The sequence below is a fragment of the Streptomyces sp. NPDC090032 genome (assembly GCF_044748025.1).
GTDB lineage: Bacteria > Actinomycetota > Actinomycetes > Streptomycetales > Streptomycetaceae > Streptomyces.
This window is the reverse complement of the sequence record NZ_JBIVFF010000010.1, coordinates 256208-278017: the sequence shown is the minus strand read 5'-3', so window position 1 is coordinate 278017 and position 21810 is coordinate 256208. Positions and strand designations below refer to the sequence as shown.

The 21810-nt window shown below is 70.5% G+C and carries 19 protein-coding genes; 11 read left to right on the top strand and 8 right to left on the bottom strand.

Going from position 1 to position 21810, the window contains the following annotated elements:
* The first annotated feature begins 17 nt into the window (after positions 1-17).
* The 4 genes from ACIPWY_RS25745 (at position 18) to ACIPWY_RS25730 (ending at position 5229) form a co-directional block, all read left to right on the top strand.
* A complete protein-coding gene (locus ACIPWY_RS25745) occupies positions 18-1142 on the top strand; it encodes a glycine betaine/L-proline ABC transporter ATP-binding protein (RefSeq protein WP_393703946.1) in 1125 nt (374 codons plus the stop codon).
* Positions 1135-3753, top strand: coding sequence for an ABC transporter permease/substrate binding protein (locus ACIPWY_RS25740; RefSeq protein ID WP_362905891.1), 2619 nt, complete (start codon positions 1135-1137; stop codon positions 3751-3753). Before ACIPWY_RS25745 ends, ACIPWY_RS25740 begins: the two co-directional genes overlap by 8 nt.
* Before the next feature lie 157 nt (positions 3754-3910).
* Positions 3911-4486 (top strand): XRE family transcriptional regulator, encoded by a 576-nt coding sequence (locus ACIPWY_RS25735; protein WP_362905893.1) that lies wholly within the window; start codon positions 3911-3913, stop codon positions 4484-4486.
* Entirely contained in the window at positions 4483-5229 is a 747-nt protein-coding gene (locus tag ACIPWY_RS25730) for a helical backbone metal receptor (RefSeq protein ID WP_393703949.1), read from the top strand. The genes ACIPWY_RS25735 and ACIPWY_RS25730 overlap by 4 nt, the downstream gene beginning before the upstream one ends.
* 15 nt (positions 5230-5244) lie before the next feature.
* Here ACIPWY_RS25730 and ACIPWY_RS25725 read toward each other — a convergent pair whose 3' ends face one another.
* The 3 genes from ACIPWY_RS25725 to ACIPWY_RS25715 form a co-directional block, all read right to left on the bottom strand.
* Complete coding sequence (locus ACIPWY_RS25725) at positions 5245-6369, bottom strand: catalase family protein (RefSeq protein ID WP_393703951.1); 1125 nt, start codon at positions 6367-6369, stop codon at positions 5245-5247.
* An 83-nt stretch (positions 6370-6452) separates the two neighbouring features.
* Positions 6453-7805, bottom strand: coding sequence for a Dyp-type peroxidase (locus tag ACIPWY_RS25720; RefSeq protein ID WP_393703953.1), 1353 nt, complete (start codon positions 7803-7805; stop codon positions 6453-6455).
* 138 nt (positions 7806-7943) lie between these two features.
* Entirely contained in the window at positions 7944-8534 is a 591-nt protein-coding gene (locus ACIPWY_RS25715) for a hypothetical protein (RefSeq protein WP_362905899.1), read from the bottom strand.
* Between the two features lie 182 nt (positions 8535-8716).
* Here ACIPWY_RS25715 and ACIPWY_RS25710 point away from each other — a divergent pair, with 182 nt between their 5' ends.
* Complete coding sequence (locus tag ACIPWY_RS25710) at positions 8717-9391, top strand: GAP family protein (RefSeq protein ID WP_362905901.1); 675 nt, start codon at positions 8717-8719, stop codon at positions 9389-9391.
* Here ACIPWY_RS25710 and ACIPWY_RS25705 read toward each other — a convergent pair.
* Complete coding sequence (locus tag ACIPWY_RS25705; protein WP_393703956.1) at positions 9384-10502, bottom strand: TDT family transporter; 1119 nt, start codon at positions 10500-10502, stop codon at positions 9384-9386. The genes ACIPWY_RS25710 and ACIPWY_RS25705 overlap by 8 nt on opposite strands.
* A gap of 70 nt (positions 10503-10572) precedes the next feature.
* On the opposite strand from ACIPWY_RS25705, the gene ACIPWY_RS25700 reads away from it, so the two are divergent.
* Positions 10573-11514, top strand: a complete 942-nt coding sequence (locus tag ACIPWY_RS25700; protein ID WP_362905906.1) for a LysR family transcriptional regulator — start codon at positions 10573-10575, stop codon at positions 11512-11514.
* A gap of 15 nt (positions 11515-11529) precedes the next feature.
* Here the strand turns inward: ACIPWY_RS25700 and ACIPWY_RS25695 are convergent, their stop codons facing one another.
* The 3 genes from ACIPWY_RS25695 to ACIPWY_RS25685 form a co-directional block, all read right to left on the bottom strand.
* Entirely contained in the window at positions 11530-12222 is a 693-nt protein-coding gene (locus ACIPWY_RS25695; RefSeq protein WP_362906100.1) for a gamma-glutamyl-gamma-aminobutyrate hydrolase family protein, read from the bottom strand.
* Between the two features lie 26 nt (positions 12223-12248).
* On the bottom strand, positions 12249-13697 hold the full coding sequence (eat, locus tag ACIPWY_RS25690) for an ethanolamine permease (protein WP_362905909.1): 1449 nt from the start codon (positions 13695-13697) through the stop codon (positions 12249-12251).
* 111 nt (positions 13698-13808) lie between these two features.
* A complete protein-coding gene (locus ACIPWY_RS25685) occupies positions 13809-14534 on the bottom strand; it encodes a FadR/GntR family transcriptional regulator (RefSeq protein WP_383887838.1) in 726 nt (241 codons plus the stop codon).
* Between the two features lie 86 nt (positions 14535-14620).
* On the opposite strand from ACIPWY_RS25685, the gene ACIPWY_RS25680 reads away from it, so the two are divergent.
* Genes ACIPWY_RS25680 through ACIPWY_RS25660 form a run of 5 tightly spaced genes read left to right on the top strand, consistent with a single transcriptional unit; the run spans position 14621 to position 20459 of the window.
* Positions 14621-15991 (top strand): glutamine synthetase family protein, encoded by a 1371-nt coding sequence (locus tag ACIPWY_RS25680; RefSeq protein WP_362905913.1) that lies wholly within the window; start codon positions 14621-14623, stop codon positions 15989-15991.
* A 16-nt stretch (positions 15992-16007) separates the two neighbouring features.
* Positions 16008-17372 carry an aldehyde dehydrogenase family protein gene (locus ACIPWY_RS25675; protein ID WP_393703961.1) on the top strand — a complete coding sequence of 455 codons (1365 nt, stop codon included), beginning with the start codon at positions 16008-16010 and terminating at the stop codon, positions 17370-17372.
* On the top strand, positions 17369-18148 hold the full coding sequence (locus tag ACIPWY_RS25670; protein ID WP_362905916.1) for a 3-oxoacyl-ACP reductase: 780 nt from the start codon (positions 17369-17371) through the stop codon (positions 18146-18148). Before ACIPWY_RS25675 ends, ACIPWY_RS25670 begins: the two co-directional genes overlap by 4 nt.
* Positions 18149-18181: 33 nt before the next feature.
* On the top strand, positions 18182-19471 hold the full coding sequence (locus tag ACIPWY_RS25665; RefSeq protein ID WP_393703963.1) for a haloacid dehalogenase-like hydrolase: 1290 nt from the start codon (positions 18182-18184) through the stop codon (positions 19469-19471).
* Between the two features lie 34 nt (positions 19472-19505).
* On the top strand, positions 19506-20459 hold the full coding sequence (locus tag ACIPWY_RS25660; protein ID WP_393704091.1) for a DUF2510 domain-containing protein: 954 nt from the start codon (positions 19506-19508) through the stop codon (positions 20457-20459).
* A 14-nt stretch (positions 20460-20473) separates the two neighbouring features.
* Here the strand turns inward: ACIPWY_RS25660 and ACIPWY_RS25655 are convergent, their stop codons facing one another.
* On the bottom strand, positions 20474-21676 hold the full coding sequence (locus tag ACIPWY_RS25655) for an amino acid deaminase/aldolase (protein WP_389548199.1): 1203 nt from the start codon (positions 21674-21676) through the stop codon (positions 20474-20476).
* Between the last annotated feature and the right edge of the window lie 134 nt (positions 21677-21810).

Here is a 21810-nt window from a genome sequence, read left to right as displayed (position 1 = left end):
CTACCCGAGAGGTGTATGTGTCCAGGCTGCAAGCCGAAGACCTGTACAAGGTGTTCGGCAGACGACCCGATGAAGCGGTGGAGAAACTCCGCCACGGAGCAGACCGTGAGGAACTGCGCGCCGGCGGCACCACCGCCGCCGTGATCGACGCTTCCTTCACCGTCGAGCCGGGCCAGATCTTCGTCGTGATGGGTCTGTCGGGCTCCGGCAAGTCCACGCTTCTGCGCATGCTGAACGGACTGCTCGAGCCCACGGCTGGGCACGTCCGCTTCGACGGCCAGGATCTGACCGCGCTCAGTCCCCGCGAGCTGCGTGCCGTGCGCTCCAAGAAGATCAGCATGGTCTTCCAGCACTTCGCGCTCTTCCCGCACCGCAGCGTGCTCGAGAACGCGGCGTACGGCCTCGAGGTCCAGGGCATTCCGCGCAAGGAGCGCGAGAAGCGCGCCGTCGAGGCGCTGCGCCTGGCCGGCCTCGCCGGCTGGGAGAAGTCCTGGCCCGACGAGCTCTCCGGCGGTATGCAGCAGCGCGTGGGCCTGGCCCGCGCGCTCGCCACCGACGCGGACCTGCTCCTCATGGACGAGTCGTTCAGCGCGCTCGACCCGCTGATCCGCCGCGACATGCAGGACCAGCTCCTCGAGCTCCAGAAGACCCTGAAGAAGACCATCGTCTTCATCACCCACGACCTGAACGAGGCCATGCGCCTGGGCGACCGCATCGCCGTCATGCGCGACGGCCGCATCGTCCAGATCGGCAGTGCCGAGGACATCCTCGTCACGCCGGCCAACGACTACGTCGCCTCGTTCATCCAGGACGTGGACCGCTCCCGCGTGCTGACCGCGGGCGCCATCATGACCGCTCCCGGCAAGGAGTACGACCCCGCCGACGCGCCCGCGACGGTCACCGAGGACACCCCGGTCATCGAGCTGTTCACGCCGTGTTCCACGGACGGCGTCGCCGTCGCGGTGACCGACAAGAGCGGCAAGCTCATAGGCGTGGTCACGCGTGAACGGCTCCTCGCCGTGCTCGGCGAGCCGATGAAGCCCGACGCGCAGACCTCCATGACCAAGACTCCGCAGGACGCCGTCCCGACGCCGCGTGGCGAGGGCGACGAGCCGGTGAAGAAGGTGAGCACCGGTGCCTAGGATTCCTTTCGGTGACTGGGTCAACGATGTCGTCGAGTGGCTGCTCAGCAACGCCGCATGGCTCTTCGACTTCTTCAAGAACGTCTTCAACGGTGCCTACGACGGCATCAACTGGGTCCTCCAGGCCCCACAGCCGCTGATCCTCGCGGGCATCTTCGCGGTCGTCGCCTTCTGGCTGCGCGGCACGGTGGCCGGTGTCCTGACCTTCGTGGGATTCGCGTTCATCGACTCCCTCGAACTGTGGGACCACGCGATGATGACGCTGTCGCTCGTCCTCGTGGCGACGATCATCGCGCTGGTCATCTCGGTGCCGGTCGGCATCTGGGCGGCGCGCTCGAACCGGGTCAGCGCCGTCGTGCGCCCGGTCCTGGACTTCATGCAGACGCTGCCCGCGATGATCTACCTCATCCCGGCCATCCTGTTCTTCGGCTCGGGCGCCCCCGCGGGCATCGTCGCGACCCTGATCTTCGCCCTGGCCCCCGGCGTCCGCATGACGGAGCTGGGCATCCGCCAGGTCGACAAGGAGCTGGTCGAGGCCGCCGACGCGTTCGGTGACACCCCGCGCAACACGCTGTTCCGCGTCCAGCTGCCGCTCGCACTCCCGTCGATCATGGCCGGTGTCAACCAGGTCATCATGCTCGGCCTGTCCATGGCCGCCATCGCGGGCATGGTCGGCTCCGAGGGCCTCGGCGCCGACGTGAACGAGGCGATCGGCCAGCTGAACGTCGGCCTCGGCTCCGAGTCGGGCGTCGCCATCGTGATCCTCGCGATCTACCTCGACCGCATGACCAGCGCGCTGGGCACCCAGGCGTCCCCGATGGGCCGCCGCGCGCTCGCCAAGGTCCGCGCCGCGCACGGCCTCACGGTCTGGAACTACCGCCCGCGCCCCGAGATCGCGGTCGTCGGCGTCGTCATCCTCGCGCTCGTCGCGGGCGGCATGGGCATCTTCGGCGGCTCGAAGAGCGACAACCCCGTCACCGACGCGTCCAACGTCGGCCAGGGCAAGAAGATCTCCATCGGCTACATCCCGTGGGACGAGGGCGTCGCCTCCACCTTCCTCTGGAAGGAGATCCTGGAGCAGCGCGGCTTCGAGGTGCAGGCCAAGCAGCTGGACGCGGGTCCGCTCTACACGTCGCTGGCCTCCGGCCAGATCGACTTCGAGACCGACTCCTGGCTGCCGACCACCCACGCGCAGTACTGGAAGAAGTACGGCAAGCAGCTCGACGACCTCGGCTCCTGGTACGACCAGACGTCCCTGGAGCTGTCGGTGCCGGCCTACATGAAGGGCATCGACTCGCTCGAGGACCTCAAGGGCCAGGCCTCGAAGTTCGACGGCAAGATCACCGGCATCGAGGCGAGCGCCGGCGAGATGAGCCTGCTCAAGAGCAAGGTGCTCAAGGAGTACGGCCTCGACAAGGAGTACAAGGTCGTCGACAGCTCCACGCCGGCGATGCTGGCGCAGCTGAAGCGCGCGTACGCCAAGAAGCAGCCGATCGTCACGACGCTCTGGTCTCCGCACTGGGCGTACAACGACTACAAGCTGAAGAAGCTCAAGGACCCGAAGGGTGCCTGGGGCAAGGGCGACGGCGTGCACACGCTGTCCCGCAAGGGCTTCGCCGCCGACAACCCCCAGGTCGGCAAGTGGCTCAAAAACTTCAAGATGACCGAGAAGCAGCTCACGAGTCTTGAGGCCGAGATCAACAAGGCCGGCAAGGGCAAGCAGCAGGACGCCGTCAAGACGTGGCTGAAGGCGAACCCCGGCTTCGTCGACAAGCTGGCCCCGGTCCAGAAGTCGTCGACGGCCGGCGGCAAGGGCGAGGCCGCCCGTCCGGTGAACGTCGCCTGGTTCCCCTGGGACGAGGACGTCGCGGTCACCTACCTGTGGAAGCGGGTCCTCGGCGACCGCGGATACAAGCTCAACCTCAAGCAGATGGACGTCGGCCCGGTCTACACGGGTCTCGGCTCCGGCGACCTGGACGTCAACTTCGACGCCTGGCTGCCCTATGCCCAGAAGAACTACTGGGACAAGCACAAGGACAACCTGACGGACCTGGGCTCCTGGTACAGCCCGACGTCGCTCGAGGTCGCCGTGCCGTCCTACGTGAAGGGCGTCAAGTCCCTGGAGGACCTCAAGGGCAAGGGCTCCACCTTCGACGGCAAGATCATCGGCATCGAGCCGGGCACCGGCGAGATGAACCTGCTGAAGAAGAACGTCCTGCCGGGCTACGGCCTCGACAAGGAGTACAAGGTCGTCGACGGCTCCACGCCCGCGATGCTCGCCGAGCTGAAGCGCGCGTACGCCAAGAAGCAGCCGGTCGCCGTCGTGCTCTGGTCCCCGCACTGGGCCTACAGCGAGTACAAGCTCAACAAGCTGACCGACTCCAAGAAGCTCTTCGGCGAGGGCAACACGATCCGCACCATCGCCAACAAGAGCTTCCCCTCGAAGTACCCGCAGCTCACGAAGTGGTTCAAGAACTTCAAGATGAGCGAGAGCGAGCTGGGGAGTCTCGAGGCGGAGATCAAGAAGCGTGGTCAGGGCCATGAGGAAGAGGCCGTGGACGCGTGGCTGAAGACGCACGCGGGCGTCGCGGACCGGATGGCTCCGCAGTAGTTCCCGAGTACGCGAAGTAGTACCCGAAGCGCGTGGGCGGCCGGTGTTCAGCACCGGCCGCCCACGCGCTTTCCGCCGCTCACATGAAACCGTCCGGCGAACCTGCGTAGGGTGCAAGGGACCGACAGGTGTCGACGCGCGGGAGGGAGCCGGTGCGATGGACGAACACAAGGAGACTCTTCGGGTGGGCGCGGCCGTGCGGCGCAGGCGCCGGGCCCAGGAGCTCACCCTTGCCACCGTGGCCGAGCGCAGCGGCCTGTCCGTCCCGTTCCTGAGCCAGATCGAGAACGAACGCGCCCGGCCGAGCCGGCGCTCCCTGGAGAAGGTCGCCGACGCGCTCGGCACCACGGCGGTCGAGCTCCTTGCCGCCGCCGACCCCGCCCACACAGTGGACCTGGTACGCGCGGACGACACCACGGTCGCAGAGGACGCGTCCTCCGACGCCGTCGTGCGCTCCCTCGTCCGCGGTCACCACCAGCTGCACGCCGAGGAGTTCATCGGCGACCACGACCAGGGCCGCGAGTTCCAGCTCCGCAACGACGTGCTCATGTACGTCACCGAAGGGGCCGTCGAGGTCGAGGCCGAGGGCCGGGCCTATCGCCTGGGCCGCGGTGACAGCCTGTACCTGACCGGTGGCGTACGGCACCGTTGGCGGGCCACCGGCGCGGACGCGCGCGTGCTCGTCGTCGCGGTCGCCGAACACATCGAGGCGCTCGACGAACCCGGACGGTGACCGTGCCCCGCGCCCCGCGCGTCGTCTCCCTCGTCCCCTCGCTGACCGAGGCCATCGCCGTCACCCTGCCCGGAGTGCTCGTCGGCGCCACGGACTGGTGCACGCACCCTGCGGACCTCGGCAGCGGCCTGGTGCGGATCGGCGGCACGAAGAACCCCGACGTCGCACGGATCACCGCTCTCGCCCCCGATCTGGTGATCGCCAACGAGGAGGAGAACCGCGCGCCCGACCTCGCGGCCCTGCGTGCCGCGGGACTCGACGTCCTCGTCACCGAGATCCGAGATCTGCCGGGCGCACTGCGCGAGCTGGAGCGGGTCCTTCGGGCCTGCGGCTCTCCCCGCCCGCCCCGCTGGCTGGACCAGGCCGCGGCGGCCTGGGACGGCCTCGAGTCGCCGGCCCGGCGGCTGCGCGCGGCGGTGCCGGTGTGGCGGCGTCCCTGGATGGTCCTCGGGAGGGACACCTTCGCCGGTGATCTGCTCGCGCGGCTCGGCGTGGACAACGTGTACGCGGACCACGGCGAGCGCTACCCGCGCCTGGCGGCCGACGAACTGCGCTCGGCGGACATCGACCTGGTGGTGCTGCCCGACGAGCCCTACCGCTTCACGCGCGACGACGGACCCGAGCAGTTCCCGGTGCCCGCCGCGCTCGTCAGCGGGCGCCATCTCACCTGGTACGGGCCGTCGTTGGCGCAGGCGCCGGAGGTGCTGGGCGCGGCGCTGCGAGCAGCACATCCGCAGACGTAGCCGCGTACGGCCGTCTCAAGCGCCAAGCACCTCGTCGGCGCTGCGGGGCTCCGTGCGCGGCTGTTTGTTGAGCTTGTGGCGCTCGATGGAGGATTGCCGGTAGACCTCCTTGCGGGCCCGCATGATGTTGCCCAGAGGCGCGTGCTCGGCGGTCACCCGCCAGGGCGTGAAGGACAGTGAGTCCATCTTCTCCAGGTTCTCCGGGCCGGAGATGTCCTGCTGCGGCAGGCGCAGCTTGGCCACGGTGACGGGCGGAGAGAGCTGCTCGGGCCACTCCACGGTGGTGTCCTCCACCGGCATGCGCTCCAGGTCGGTGCAGAGCTGAACCTGGATGTCGAAGACGTAGGGCCGCTCCTGCAATTCGGCTTCCAGAGCCGGCCGGAAGACTTCCGCCGCCGAGGTCGGGTCGATGTCGCGCCGGACCACCGCGGCGGCGAAGGACGGCTCGGGGGTGATGCGCACCTTGGCGATGTAGTCCCCGTGCCGGACCGCGCCCATCGTCCAGTAGCTCGACAGCAGCAGGTTGGCCGGAGGGGTCTTCGACAGGCGCAGGAAGGCCAGGAACTCGTCCCACGCCCAGTTGTCCTGGTCCAGCGTTCCCTTACCGGTCACGAACTCGGTGAAAAAGCGATGTGCGCCGGGTCGGCCCTGGGAGAAGTAGGCCGGCGCGTTGAGGAACAGCTTCTGGATGAACAGGTAGTGCTCGACCGTGTTGCAGAAGAAGATCGGTCCGTTGATGTTGGCGTAGTCGAAGGTGCCCGTGTCCGGTTCGTCTTCCAGCAGGGTCGGGCCGGGAATGTCGAACATCTTCAGCGCCAGTCCGGTGGCGGCACCCAGTCGCGCGTCGGCTCCGGCGTGAGGCGAACCGTTGGAGAAGCGGATGAGCGCATCGTGGGTTCCCGGAGTTGCGTAGATGCCTTGGGCGTACTCGGGCGGAAGCCCGTCCAGGATCTCCACTTCGCCCCGGACCAGCCCGTAGCCCTTGGCATGGGCGTCGCGGAGGGCCCGGCCGGTGCCACCGGCCGTGACCGACTCGGCGATGTAGCTCTCGGTCTTTTCGATCACCGTCCGGACGTTGTGATCGAAGTGCGGATCGTCGTCTTCGACGTCCGGCGTGTAGCGGACGAACTGTGCTGCCATGACGTCGACCTCTCCTCAGCGACCGTGGTGGGGCCTCAGGGGGCAGGAATTGTCCTCGGTCCTCATGTCGTCCTCATTGCGCCTCAGTCCTCCAGCTCCGCGAGCCAGCGCAGGGCGCTCAGACCCGGTACGAAGCAGTACTCGCCGCCCCGGGTGACCACGAAGCTGGGCAGGTTCTGCAGGCGCCGCCGGACCGGCTTCTCCGGGATGGTGACGCGGCCGGTTCCGCCGTGATGCCCGGCCACCGGGTCCTTCTCGCCGGGGTAGCCGATGAAGTTGCCGTCGTTGACCCACTCGGCCTTGATGAACTCGAACTGCCGCTCCAGATGGGCCCCGAGGAAGACTCCGACCAGGCCCCGCTCGGCGCCGTCGTCCTCCAGCACGCCCTCGGGAAGTGGCGGGCCGTAGGTGGTGCCGCGGCGGATGAGGCGGTGCATCCGGGCGTCGCCGATGATCGTGGAATCGCGAGGGTTGGTGCGCCGGATGTGCGCACCGGCGGGGCAGCGGAAGCCGCGATCGTCGTTCTCCCGGTACAGGAAGTTGTTGACGCGGTGCGGATCGGCCGCCAGCTCCGGGTCGTCGTGCTCCGGTGCCAGCGTCAGTGGCGCCCCGCTGGGCCATCGCCCGATCATCTTCGCCGCCAGCAGTGCCTCCTCCTCGGCGCCGGAGGAGTTCGCGCGCAGGTACTGCCGCCAGGCCGCCACGTTGGTGTGGATCTTGCGCACGGCCGCGTAGGTCCCGTTGCGTCCCAGCACGTCCGGGCTGGGCATGGGCGGCAGATTGCCGGTTTCGTCGGGGTAGCCGAGGATGAACTCGCCGGCCTTGATGGGGGCTTCCTGAGGGTTGGAGCCGGGCAGTCCGACGCCCTCGATGTTCGGATGGCTGATGCCGTCGCGGAAGCCGAGGGTGGTGCGCCCGGTCGGGAGCTGGTGGACCTCCTGCTGCCAGACGACCTGGACGCCGGGGGTGTCCTCGTAGGCGACGCGGGCCCGCTCCAGCTCCTGGTCCAGCTGCGCCGCATCGGAGGACAGGGCGCTCAACGCGATATGGACATCGCCCGTTCCGAACGGTGCCTCCCAGTGGGCCGGGGCACTCTCGCCCACGTCACCGATCAGCTCCGCCCGGGCGGCCATGCCCTCACGAAACGCCCGCGGAAAGCTGTCCAGCGACTCCTGAGGGACCCCCAGGGCCTCCAGGCCCTGGTAGGTGAACGCCACGGCCACCCAGGCATCCTGGCTCCGGTCCACACCGGGCAGACCACCCGAGGTCACCGGAAGCAGCCGCCGCAGCAGGGCGCGCCCGGCGTGGCGGTCGTCCACGCGCAGGAAGACGAACTTCCCCTCGTACGGCACGGGCCGCGGACGCAGCGCCCCGCTCTGGACATCGTCGATCTCGACGCGCACGCTGTCCGCGCTGCCGCTTGCCGTCGTGCTCATGTACTCGCCGCCGTGTCCATGCTCGCTTGTGCCTCCATGTCGGCCTCAGCCAGGCCGGCCCTGCAGCAGCCGGCCCGCGCCCGCCCACGCGGTCCAACGATGTCGGGTCGGCTGTGAGGGTCGGTCGTGTCCGGGCTCTCAGGCCGAGGCTTCCTCCAGCAGCTTCTGGAAGGTCGGCGTGCCCACCAGCTCCGCGTTGGCCGGGTTGTCCAGCATCGCCCGGAATTCGGCGGTGTCCAGCACCGCCTGGAACGCGTCGTCCACGCGGTGGTCCTTGTAGATCTGCTGAACGGTCAGGTCGGGATAGGCGCTGACGAAGACTCCCGCGGGCTCCTGCTGGGAGACGAACCAGTCCTTCACCCCTGGGTCGGTGACGCCGGGGAACCCTTCGCAGTGCGAGAAGACCTTGTCGAAGCGGGCCCCGACGACCGTCTGGGCGAAGTCGTCGATGTACGTGTCCCAGGAGCCGTCGAAGACACTGGCGAACATGAACCGGGTGTCGTTGTCGAAGATCACGTGCCGTGCGTCATGCAGGGTCCCGATCTGGCGTACCGCCGCATGGACGTTCTCTGCTGCCGCCGCGTCGGCCATCGCGGCGAGATCCTCACGCAGCGCATCGGCATGACCGGGCTTGATCTTGGTGAAGACGGTGAACTCGCTGCACACCCCGTCCGACCTGCCCGGGCGTTCGGGGTGAGCCGACTGGGTTGCACCTGTCGTCGCAGTCATCGTGAGATTCTCCTGCCTCGGATCGGTCCGAGGGTCACCAAGCGTCCGGACATGAGGCGCCGTCGCCCTCACATCTCAATCCTCACGGTGGACGCGCTGCCTCGCATCTTTGCCCCGAGGACAGATCCTGCCCGGCGCAGGAAGATGGAAGGGGGTGTGCTTCACCTCCACCGGAGGCAACGATGGGCGCAGTTCTCGGCGACCTGTTGGGTTTTGCGGCCGCTGTCGCGATCAGTCCGCTCCCGATCATCGCCATCATCCTCATACTCGCCACGCCTCGGGGGCGGCTCAACGGCCCCCTCTTCACCATCGGCTGGATTCTGGGACTCGCGGCACTGGGCGCGGTGATGCTGGCGATCTCCTCCCCCGCAGATGCCTCCGCCCACAGTCACCCGGCCACCTGGGTGGGAGCCCTCAAGCTCGCTCTGGGCGTGTTCCTCGTCCTCTTCGGCGCCCGGATGTGGCACCGGCGCCCGAGAGATCCCTCGCAGGCCAAGCTGCCGAAATGGATGGGCGCGATAGACCGCCTCACGCCGGTCAAGGTCTTCGGACTCGGACTGGGCCTGGCCGCGCTCAACGCCAAGAACGCCCCGCTGACCATCGCAGCGGCCGCCTCCATCGGCTCGGCCGGACTGCCGGTCGGGCAGCAGATCGCATCGCTGGCGATCTTCGTCCTGATCGCCACCCTCGGCCTGCTCGCCCCGTTGGGAGTCTTCCTGCTCGGGGGAGAGCGAGCCAAGAACACGCTGGGCAACTGGAAAGACTGGGCTGCTCAGCACAACGTCGCCGTGATGGCCGTCCTGTTCTTCGTGCTCGGGCTGAAACTGCTCGGAGACGGCATCGCCATCCTCACCTGACAGGCGCCGCGAGCAGCTCCGCGCTGATCAGGCCGCGGACCGTGGGCACGGCGGCGACGGCCCAGGCGCAGACGAGCACGGCGTACAGGACGACCGCGAGCGCGTCGTACACCGCGAGCCCCGTGTGCTTCGCGAGGCCCTCCGCGCCGGTGACACAGGTGCCGACGGGGAACGTGAACGCCCACCACGTCATCGAGAACCGCATGCCGCGACGGCGCGCCCGCACCACGAGCGCCGCCGCGAGCGCCAGCCACAGCAGCGCGAATCCCATCACGGGGACGCCGTACAGGACGGCGAAGACGCCGAACCCCTGGGCGTACGGGGCCGGCAGGACGCCCGGCGCGGTGTCCGCGAACTTGTTGACGGCGGTCGTCGACTGGCCGAGGGGGCCGAGCACCAGGAACACGGCCGGCGTGAGCATCAGCGGCAGCGGGCCCGCCGTCACCAGGCGCGCGAAGATCAGCGGCAGCATCAGCGCGGTCGCGAGCAGGCTGAGTCCGAACATGGCGAAACAGGCGATGAGCAGCGTCTGCTGCCACTGGCCCGGCGGGAGATGTGGCACCAGGAGCGGGCCGACGGCCGCGGACACCATGGGCGCCACCACCGGCAGCAGCCACACGGGGGACGCCTGGCCGGGCTCGATCCGGTGCCTGGCCACCATCAGGTACGGGACCGTCACCGCCGCGGCGAGCCCGAGCACCGTCCCGGCCGTGAACAGCACCGCATCCAGGGCGACGGCCGCCTGCGTCCCGATCCAGTCCCGGCCGACGAGGATCGTGCCGCCGCCGACGGCGACCAGCGCCATCGCGAGACAGCCGTAGAACGGGGCCACGGCCGGGTCGAGCAGCTGCTCCTTCGCACGGTCGCTGTGATGCGTCCAGTGCAGGGCCCGGGCCGTCAGGAGGGCGACGAGCGCCACGAGGGACAGCGCCCACATCGCGGTGATCACGGTACGCAGGCCGGGCACGTGCACGGGCAGCGTGGCGCCCGCGTTCGCGATGATCGCGGTGCCCATCACGGACGCGTACCAGTTGGGGCCGAGCCGGCGCAGGGCAGGACACCGCGGGGACGGGGTGCGGGATGCCGTGAGTGGCTGGGTGGCGGTGACCATGACTCCACGGTCGTGCCGGGCCGCCGACCCCACCAGGGACCATGCCCCTATGAGGGCATAAGCTGGATTTATGAGTGGCGATACGGCGGGTGCGGCGGACGGTTCGACGGCGGTGGCGGGGCTCGCCCACCGGGTCCCCGACCTCGGCGCCCTGGAACTCCTCCTCGCCGTGGCGCGGCTCGGCAGCCTGGGCCGGGCCGCCCGCGAGACCGGCATCACGCAGCCGGCGGCCAGCAGCCGCATCCGCTCCATGGAACGCCAGCTCGGAGTCGCCCTGGTCGACCGGTCGCCGCGCGGCTCCCGGCTCACCGACGCGGGCGCGCTCGTCACGGACTGGGCGCGGCGGATCGTCGAGGCGGCGGCGGCCTTCGACGCGGGCGCGCAGGCGTTGCGTGACCGCCGTGACTCGCGGCTGCGGGTCGCCGCGAGCATGACGATCGCCGAGTACCTGCTGCCGAACTGGCTGCTCGCGCTGCGCGCGGAGCGCCCCGACACGGCGGTGTCGCTGCACGCGGGCAACTCGGCGGCCGTCGTGGAGCGCCTCCTGTCCGGCGACGCGGACCTCGGCTTCGTCGAGGGCCTCGCGGTGCCCGCTGGCTTGGACGCCACCGTCATCGCCCACGACCGGCTCATCGTGGTCACCGCCCCCGGACACCCGTGGGCCCGGCGCAGGAAGCCGCTGTCGGCGGGCGAACTGGCGGCGACGCCGCTCATCCTGCGCGAGCGCGGCTCGGGCACCCGCCAGGTCCTCGACGCGGCCCTCGGCGGCCTGGCCCGCCCCCTCATCGAGCTGTCGTCGACGACGGCGGTGAAGGCGGCCGCGGTGAGCGGCGCGGGCCCCTCCGTCCTGAGCGAGCTCGCCGTCACCGAAGAGCTCGCCGCGCGCAGGCTCGTCGAGATCCCGCTCGAAGGCGTACGGCTGCGCAGGGACCTGCGCGCGGTCTGGCCGACCGGGCACCGGCCCGTGGGGCCGGCCAGGGAACTGCTCGCGCTCACCCGCGGGCCGGCCTGAGCGCTGCGCGGAGCGTCAGGAGCCGCCCCGTGCCGCCGCGCGTACCAGGCCCTTCATGACACGCTCGTCCTCGCCCATCTCGGGGTGCCACTGGACGCCGAGCACCCAGGTGAGGCCCTGGAGTTCGACCGCCTCGACCGTCTCGTCCGCCGCGTGCGCCGACGCGACCAGACCCCGGCCGAGACGGTCGACCGCCTGATGGTGGTAGGTCGGCACGTCCGACTCCTCGGACACCAGCTCGCCGTACCGCGTCCCGGGCACGGGCGTCACCGCGTGCGTGCCGAAGACGCCGATGTCCTTGACGTGCCCCTCGATGTGCTGGGTGAGTGTGCCGCCGAGAGCCACGTTCAGGAGCTGCATGCCCCGGCAGATGCCGAGCAGCGGCTTGCCGGACGCCAACGCGGCGCGGATCAGGGCGAGTTCCCACGCGTCCCGCTCGACCGCGGGCGGACCGGTGCGGTCCTCGCGCTCGGCGCCGTACCGGCCCGGCTCCACGTCGGGCCCGCCCGCGACGACGAGACCGTCGAGCCGCGCGACCACCGAGGGCGCGTACTTGGGGTCGTCCGGCGGAACCATCGCGGCGAGTCCGCCCGCGGACTGCACGAGCCGCGGGTACCCGGCGGGCAGCAGTGCGGCGGGCAGCTCCCACACGCCCCAGCTCGCCTTCGCCTCCCAGTAGGTGCTGACCCCGATCAGCGGCCTGCCCATCATGTGCCCGTGCTCCCTCGCCATGGTCAGTCCCGTTCCAGTTCGGCCTCTGCCGCCGCGAGCGCCGCGAACTCCTCCTCGGGGGCCCGCGCCACCAGATGCCTGCGGCTGTAGGCCCCGAAGTACCCGATCGCCACCGCGTACACCCCGAGCGCGATCAGCGCCGCCGTGACGTCCACCAGGAAGGTGGCGACCAGCGCCGCGCACGCGAGGACCAGCGCCACGGAGGACGTGAGCACGCCGCCCGGAGTGCGGTACGGCCGCTCGAGGCCCGGTTCCCGGCGCCGCAGCACGATGTGCGACAGGGACATCAGAGCGTACGAGATCGTCGCGCCGAACACCGCGACGTTCAGCATGCGGGCACCGTCGCCCGTCGCGGCCGCCAGTGCGAAGCCGATGGCACCCGGCACGAGCAGGCCGAGGTAGGGCGCCTTGCGCCGGCTGGTGAGGGACAGGAAGCGGGGGAGGTAGCCCGCGCGGGAGAGTGCGAACAGCTGGCGCGAGCCCGCGTAGATGAGGGAGAAGAACGACGCGACCAGGCCCGCGAGGCCCGCGTAGTTCACGACGCGGCTCAGCGCGGTCGCCTCTCCGCCGGGCTGGAGCGCCTCGACGAGCGGGTTGCCCGCCTCCTGGATCGCCGCCGAGCCGCGCGCCCCGGAGGAAGCGAGGAACGTCAGGACGGCGAGCACGACGAGGATCGCCATGGACCAGCGGATGGCGCGCGGCAGGGTGCGCGCCGGGTCCTTCGTCTCCTCGGCCGCGAGCGGCACGCCCTCCACACCGAGGAAGAACCACATGCCGAACGGGAACGCCGCCCAGATCCCCAACAGGCCCATGGGAAGCCAGGAGTTGGCGCCGAACGCGCCCGTGTCCACGGGGATGTCGTTGAGCTTCGACGCGTCGAAGTCGGTGAACGCGGCGACCGCGAAGACGAGCAGTGCCGCGACCGCGATGCCGGTGACCACGAAGCTGAAGCGCAGCGCCTCGCCCACGCCCCACAGGTGGATGCCGATGAAGATGAGGAAGCAGGCCAGATGAACCGGCCAGCCGGAGGTCAGGCCGAACAGGCCGAGCGACTCGACGTAGTCGCCGATGAAGATGGAGATGGCGGCCGGCGCGAGGACGTACTCGATGAGGATCGCCGTGCCGGTGAGGAAGCCGCCCCAGGGGCCGAGGGCGCGGCGGGCGAAGCCGTAGCCGCCGCCCGCCGTGGGCAGCACCGAGGACAGCTCGGCGAGCGAGAAGACCATGCACGCGTACATGACGCCCATCAGGGCCATCGCGATGCCGAGGCCGCCGAAGCCGCCCTGCGCCAGGCCGAAGTTCCAGCCCGAGTAGTCGCCGGAGACGACGTACGCGACGCCGAGTCCGGTCAGGAGCAGCCAGCCCGCGCTGCCGCGGCGCAGCGTTCTGCGCTCCAGATAGTCGTCCCCTGTATCACCGGTGGGGCGGGTGTTCTGGGTGTCCAAGGTCATGGCGCGGGCTCCCCGTCGTACGGTGGATGCTCAATGGAGTGGATCCATACCTTTGCGGGGAGCGCGCGAAGAAATCAAGACCCCTGCGTTACGCGCCGGTTAATCACGGGCTCAGGTCAAGAAGCCCCGCAGGAGGGCGGCCGTGCCGGCGCAGTGCTCGCGCATCATCTCCCGCGCCCCGTCCGCGTCCCCGTCGAGCACCGCCTCCACGAGGGCCGTGTGCTGGCGCTGCGAATGCTCCAGGTTCCGTACCAACAGCGGGATGCAGTCGAGGAGGTCGTTCACCTTCGCGCGCACCGCCGCGTACTGCGCCGCGAGCGAGGGGGACCCGCACAGCTCGGCGAGCGTGAGGTGCAGCAGCGTGTCGAGGCGGCGGTAGTCGGCGAGCGGGGCGTCGTGCGTGCGCGCGAGTGCCGCGCGCAGCCGCTCGCCCTGCCCGTCCGTGAGGCCGTGTGCGGCGCACAGGCCCGCGGCCCCGACCTCCAGGACCTCGCGGAAGCGCAGCGCGTCCTCGACGTCGACGTCCTTGAGGCGGCGCCGCAGCTCCTCCTCGCCCGGCGCGTCCGTGCGCGCCACCACGAACGTGCCACCGTAGCGCCCGCGCCGCGACTCCACCAGGCCCTGGTCCTGGAGCACCTTCAGGACCTCGCGCAGCGTCACCCTGCTGATCCCCAGCCGGTCCGCCAACTCCCGCTCGGACGGAAGGCGTTCACCCCCCGGGACCAGGCCGAGCCGGACGACCTGGAGGATCTGCTCCAGGGCCTCCTCGAATCCGTTGCCCGCCCGCACCGGCCGCAGCACCGGCGTGAGCCGGTCGTCGCCATCGGTGTGCGACATATGGCCGTACCCCCTTCCCAAGCAATGGTTCTCCGCAATACCTTATGGCTTCCGGCTGACCGAAGAAGCCCGAAGGAGGCCTTCCCGTGGCAGACCGCACAGCCCCGCTCGGCGTCGAGGAGCTCACGTCCCTCGTCGAGAGTGGAGAGATCGACACTGTCGTCCTGGCCTTCCCCGATATGCAAGGGCGGCTGCAGGGCAAGCGGTTCGCCGCCCGCTTCTTCCTCGACGAGGTCCTCGCCCACGGCACGGAGGGCTGCAACTACCTCCTCGCCGTCGACACCGAGATGAACACGGTCGACGGCTACGAGATGTCCTCATGGGACCGCGGCTACGGCGACTTCGCCATGCACGCCGACCTCTCCACCCTGCGCCGCGTCCCCTGGAACGAAGGCACCGCGATGCTCGTCGCGGACCTCGCCTGGAACGACGGCTCGCCCGTCGTGGCCGCGCCCCGGCAGATCCTGCGCCGCCAGCTCGACCGGCTCGCCGAACTCGGCTACACCGCCCACGTCGGCACCGAGCTCGAGTTCATCGTCTTCAAGGACACCTACGAGCAGGCCTGGGACGCGGGCTACAAGAACCTCACGCCGGTCAACCAGTACAACATCGACTACTCGGTCCTCGGCACCGGACGCATCGAGCCGCTGCTGCGCCGCATCCGCAACGACATGGCGGCGGCCGGCCTCGTCGTCGAGTCCGCCAAGGGCGAGTGCAACCCTGGCCAGCACGAGATCGTGTTCCGCTACGACGAGGCCCTCGTCACCTGCGACCAGCACGCCATCTACAAGACGGGCGCCAAGGAGATCGCGGCCCAGGAGGGCGTCTCGCTCACCTTCATGGCCAAGTTCAACGAGCGCGAGGGCAACTCCTGCCACATCCACCTCTCGCTCCAGGATGCCGACGGCACCAACGTCATGGCGGGGACCTCCGGCGACCCCGGCGGGATGTCGCCGGTGATGCGGCACTTCCTCGCGGGCCAGCTCGCCGCCCTGCGTGACTTCTCGCTGCTCTACGCGCCCAACATCAACTCGTACAAGCGGTTCCAGCCTGGCTCCTTCGCGCCGACCGCCGCCGCGTGGGGATACGACAACCGCACCTGTGCGCTCCGCGTCGTCGGCCACGGCCGCTCGATGCGTTTCGAGAACCGGCTGCCCGGCGGCGACGTGAACCCGCACCTCGCGGTCGCCGGACTCGTGGCCGCGGGCCTGTACGGCATCGAGCAGCAGCTCGAACTGCCCGAGGAGTGCACCGGCAACGCCTACACCGGCGAGTACGAACACGTCCCCACGACGCTGCGCGAAGCCGCCGAGCTGTGGGAGACCAGCCCCATCGCCAAGGCCGCGTTCGGCGACGAGGTCGTCGCGCACTACCGCAACATGGCGCGGGTCGAACTCGACGCGTTCGACGCCGCCGTCACCGACTGGGAACTCCGCCGGTCGTTCGAAAGGCTCTAGGGCGAAAGGCTTTAGCGTGCACGACATCCTCAACCCGGCGACCGAAGAAGTCATCGCCACCATCCACGCGACCTCCCGCGACGAGGTCGACGCCGCGGTCCTGCGGGCCCACCGGGCACAGCGCGGGTGGGCGGCCGCCGCCCCCGCCGACCGGGCCCGCCTCCTGCGCCGCTTCGCCGCCGTCGTCGACGAGCACGTCGAGGAACTCGCCCGCCTGGAGGTGCGCGAGGCCGGGCACACCATCGGCAACGCCCGCTGGGAGGCCGGCAACGTCCGCGACCTGCTCGACTACGCGGCCGGGGGAGTGGAGCGTCTCACCGGCCGGCAGATCCCCGTCGCCGGCGGCCTCGACATCACGATCCTCGAACCCCTCGGCGTCGTCGGCGTCATCGCGCCCTGGAACTTCCCCATGCCGATCGCCGCCTGGGGCACGGCCCCGGCGCTCGCCGCCGGGAACGCGGTGATCCTCAAGCCCGCAGAGACGACCCCGCTCACCGTGCTCCGCCTCGCCGAACTCGCCCTGGAAGCAGGGCTCCCCGAGCACCTCTTCCAGGTCCTTCCCGGCGCGGGAGACGTGGCGGGAGCCGCCCTCGTCGAGCACCCCGGCATCGCCAAGATCGTGTTCACCGGCTCCACCCGCGTCGGCAAACAGATCATGGCCACGTGCGCGGACCAGGTGAAGCGCGTGACCCTCGAACTCGGCGGCAAGAGCCCGAACATCGTCTTCGCCGACGCCGACATCGAGGCCGCCGCCGCAGCGACCCCCATGTCGTTCCTCGACAACGCCGGCCAGGACTGCTGCGCCCGCACCCGCATCCTCGTACAGCGGTCCGTGTACGACCGGTTCCTCGGCCTGCTCGCGCCCGCGATCGAAGCCGTCGTCGTCGGCGACCCCGCGGACGAGAAGACCCAGATGGGCCCCCTCATCTCCAAGTCCCAGCTGGAACAGGTCCGTTCGTACGTCGACGGGTCAGCGGCCTCGCTGCGGGGCAGCGCCCCCGAGGGCGCCGGATTCTGGTTCCCGCCGACCGTCCTCACCGAGACGGCACCCGACGAGCCCGCCGCCACCGAGGAGGTCTTCGGGCCCGTCGCCGTGGTCCTCCCCTTCGACGACGAGGCCGACGCGATCCGGCTCGCCAACGCCACCGAATACGGGCTCTCCGGATCCCTGTGGACCCGGGACGTCGGGCGCACCCTGCGCGTCGCCGGGGCGGTCCGTGCCGGGAACCTGTCCGTCAACTCCCACTCCAGCGTCCGCTACTCGACCCCGTTCGGCGGCTACAAGCAGTCCGGCGTCGGCCGAGAACTGGGCCCCGACGCCCTCACCGCCTTCACCGAAACCAAGAACGTCTTCATCAGCACGGAGGGTCCCGCACAGTGACAGAGAACATCTGCCGCCGCCTCACCGGCCGCACCGCCGTCATCACCGGAGCCGGCAGCGGCATCGGCCTCGCCACCGCCCGCCGCCTCGCCTCCGAGGGGGCGAACGTGGTCTGCGCCGACATCGACGCGAGCGCCGGCAAGAAGGCCGCCGAAGACGTCGGCGGCCTCTTCGTCCAGGTCGACGTCACCGACGCCGAACAGGTCGAGGCCCTCTTCAAGACCGCGTTCGACACCTACGGCTCGGTCGACATCGCCTTCAACAACGCCGGGATCTCGCCCCCCGACGACGACTCCATCCTGGAGACGGGCCTGGAGGCCTGGAAGCGCGTCCAGGAGGTCAACCTCACCTCCGTCTACCTGTGCTGCAAGGCCGCCATCCCCTACATGCGCCGGCAGGGCAAGGGCTCCATCATCAACACCGCCTCGTTCGTGGCGCGCATGGGTGCGGCGACCTCCCAGATCTCGTACACGGCCTCCAAGGGCGGCGTCCTCGCCATGTCGCGCGAGCTGGGCGTGCAGTTCGCCCGCGAGGGGATCAGGGTCAACGCCCTGTGCCCGGGCCCGGTCAACACCCCGCTCCTCCAGGAGCTGTTCGCCAAGGACCCGGAGCGCGCCGCGCGCCGCCTGGTGCACATCCCGGTCGGCCGTTTCGCGGACGCCGACGAGATCGCCGCCGCCGTGGCCTTCCTCGCGAGCGACGACTCCTCGTTCGTGAACGCCACCGACTTCCTCGTCGACGGCGGCATCTCGGGGGCCTACGTCACGCCTCTGTAGAGGGCACGTCATGTAGGTGTACGGTCCCCAGGCATGCGTAACAGAGATGTTGCCGCGTGGACTTCAGCCGTGGTCGCCGCCCTGGTGGCCACGGCTCTCGTCTCTCCTGCGGCCGCCGCCACGTCCGCTCCCACCACCGACCGGGCCTGCCCGCAGCTCTCCGAGAAACTGCCGTGGTACGGGCAGAACCGGGCCAGGCTCCAGCGCGTGATCGACGAGCGCGGGACCTGCGAAGGCCACCACGGGCCCCGCCCCGTCGCCGCGTTCGACTGGGACAACACCGTCTCCAAGAACGACGTCACCGACGCGACGATCGCCTGGTCGCTCAAGCACGACAAGATCCTGCGGCCCGCGAGCTGGCAGAAGACCAGCAAGTGGCTGACCGACGACGCCGACAAGGCCCTCACCGCCGCCTGCGGCAGCGCCGTCCCCGTCGGCGCGCCCCTGCCGACCTCCACCGACACCGACTGCACCGACGAGATCTTCAACATCCGCGAATCCGGCAGGACGATGAGCGGCGCCGCCGCCTTCGTCGGCGAGTGGAACCACCGCCGCACCGTGCCCCAATACGCCTGGGTGCCGCAGCTCTTCGCCGGACACACCGTCCCCGAACTGGAGTCGTACGCCGCCCAGGCCCGCCGCGAGGCCCTCGCCGCGCCCGTCGGTTCGACCCAGACCCTCGGCACGCACACCATCCCCGGCTACGTCCGCTACTACGAGCAGCAGCGCGACCTCATCCGCACGCTCAAGAAGGCCGGATTCGACGTCTACATCGTGTCGGCGGGGTCCGAGCCCGTGACCGAGGTGTGGTCGGGCGGCCGGGACGGCGTCGGCATCGACCGCGCCCACACCATCGCCATCCGCTCCGTCCTCGACAGCAGGGGCCGCATCACCACGTACAACGAAGGCTGCGGCGGCGTCGGACGCACCCAGGGCGAAGCCATCCCGTACATCGACGGCAAGCGCTGCTGGATCAACCAGGACATCTTCCACCTCAAGGGCAAGTCCGCCTGGGAGAAGCAGCGTTGGGACAGACGCATCGCCCTCGGCGGCGGTGACGCCGACACCGACGTCACCTTCGTCGGCGACGCCACCGGCGCGCACCTCGTGCTCAACCGCAACAAGAACGAGGTGATGTGCCGCGCCTACGACAACGCCGACGGACGCTGGGTCGCGAACCCCATGTTCATCGAACCGCTCCCGCGCAAGTCCGGCAGCTACCCCTGCTCCACGGCCGCGTACAACGAGCCCGAAGGCGGCTTCGGCCCCCTGCTGCGCCCGGACGGCTCCGTCGTCCCCGACCGGACGGACTCGGTGTACTGACCGTCGCCGCACAATTTAGAGTGCCGGGATGAGCATGACGCCTCCGCCCGGCTGGTACCCGGACCCCACGGCCCCGCCCACCGAGCGCTGGTGGGACGGGGCCGCGTGGACCGAGCACCGACGGCAGCCGCAGAACACCCCGGCCGCGCCACAGGCGTTCGGGCCGCCCGTCGAACCCCCGCTCCCGGCCGCGGGCCCGCAGCTCCCGCCCGCGGCACCGGGCCGCCGCGCCAAGGCCATAGCCCTGGCCGCCGCCGGGATCGTGCTCGTCGCTGCCATCGCCACCGGCGCCGTCCTGCTCGGCCGTGGCGACGACGACCCCCGCACCCGCACAGCACCCACCACGAGCACCCCGACGCCCACGGACCCGACCGCCACCGCGAGCAGCGCCGAGCCCACCCCCACCGAGGACGCGTCCACCGCCGCCGACCTGCTCAACGGCATCACGCTCCCCGTCCTCGACGGCTGGCAGAAGGCCGAGAACGTCGTCGACGACGACATGCTGATCACGACCCCGGGCACCTACGACTGCCCCGGCGACTCGGGCCTGTGCCGGCACGGCACCATCGTCTCCCGCACCGTCACCGGCACCGACGAGACCTCACCCGAAGCCATCGCCGAACAGGACATCAAGGACGCCGCGAACGCCTCGTACGACAAGAACGGCGTCGACCGGCAGCCCTTCGGGGGTATCGAGTCGCACCAGCAGATCGCCGCCCGCCAGACTGCCGTCGCCGGACGCGCCGGCTACCTCGTCCGCTGGAAGGTGAAGACCGCCAAGGGGCCCGGCGGTTACGTCCAGTCCGTCGTCTTCCCCTCCAGCGCCGGCTCCGAGTCGCTGGTGACCGTCCGCATCACCGTCGACGCCGGCGAGGACGCGCCGCCGCTCACCGACATGGACCGCATCGTCAAGGGCATCAGGGCGGCGGGCGACAGCGGGGCCGACGGCGGGGTGGGCAGCAGCATCGGCCCCACCGTCACGCCGTAACCGTCCCGGAAACCTCAGAGGAACGTGTAGCCCTCGCCGCGGTACGTCGGAACGGTCGCCGTCACCGTGTCGCCCTCCACCAGGCGCAGCACGTCGAACCGCTCGCACAGCTCGCCGGCCTTCGCGTGCCGGAACCACACCTTGTCGCCGATCAGGAGATCGTCGGCGGGCGCCCCGAGCAGCGGCGTCTGCACCTCGCCCGGACCCTCCTGGGGGTCGTAGCGCAGGCCCTCCGGGAGATACGGCACCGGCAGCCGGTCGGCTCCCGCGGCGCCCGACGCCGGGTAGCCGCCGCCGAGCACGGTCACGACCCCGACGCCCGGCCTGCGCACCACGGGCTGTGCGAACAGGGCGGCGGGCCGGCCCGTGAACGACGTGTAGTTGTCGAACAGGCGCGGAACGTAGAGCCCCGAACCCGCCGCGATCTCGGTCACCGCGCGCTCGGCCGCGGTGTGCTGCACGCTGCCCGTGCCACCGCCGTTCACGAACTCCAGATCCGGCGCCACCGTCCGCACAGCGCGCACCACCTCGGCCCGCCTGACCGCCAGCTCCTTACGGGCCGCCGCCTGCATCAGCCGGATCGCCCGCGACCGCACCGCACGCCCCGCGACCGCGTCCCCGACGCCCGCGATGTGACCCTCGTACGCCATCACACCCACCAGCCGGAACCCGGGCCGGCGGGCCACGGAGCGCGCCATGTCGGCGACTTGGGCGGGGGAGCGGAGCGGGGAGCGGCGGGCGCCGACCCGCACGCGCCCGCCGAGCACCTGCCACGAGGTGTCGAGTTCCAGACAGACCCTGACCTCCTCGCGCCCGCCGTCCCGCGCGTCGTCGATCAGCCGCAGCTGCGCCGGGTCGTCGACCATGACCGTGACCGCCGCCGCCAGCTTCGGATCGTGCGCGAGCTCCGCGAAACCGGCCCGGTCCGCGGACGGATAGGCGAGCAGGACGTCCTCGAAACCGGACCGGGCCAGCCACAGGGACTCCGCGAGGGTGAACGACATGATCCCGGCGAAACCGTCCCTGGCCAGCACCCGTTCGAGCAGCGCGCGGCAGCGCACGGACTTGCTGGCGACCCGGATCGGCTTCCCGCCCGCGCGCCGCACAAGGTCGTCCGCGTTGGCGTCGAACGCGTCCAGATCGACGATCGCGACCGGGGCGTCGAGATGAGCGGTGGCCCGGTCGTAGCGGGCCCTGTCGGCTGCGCGCGGTGTCATGACCGAAGCCTGCCAGACACGATTACCGCGGGGTAGGGGGAGGATCCGGGCAGATCGTCCTGACCTGCGATACGGGTTCCCTGCGAAGCCGCGTCAGCCCGTAGAGTGACGCGCACGCAAGGACGAGCACGGGA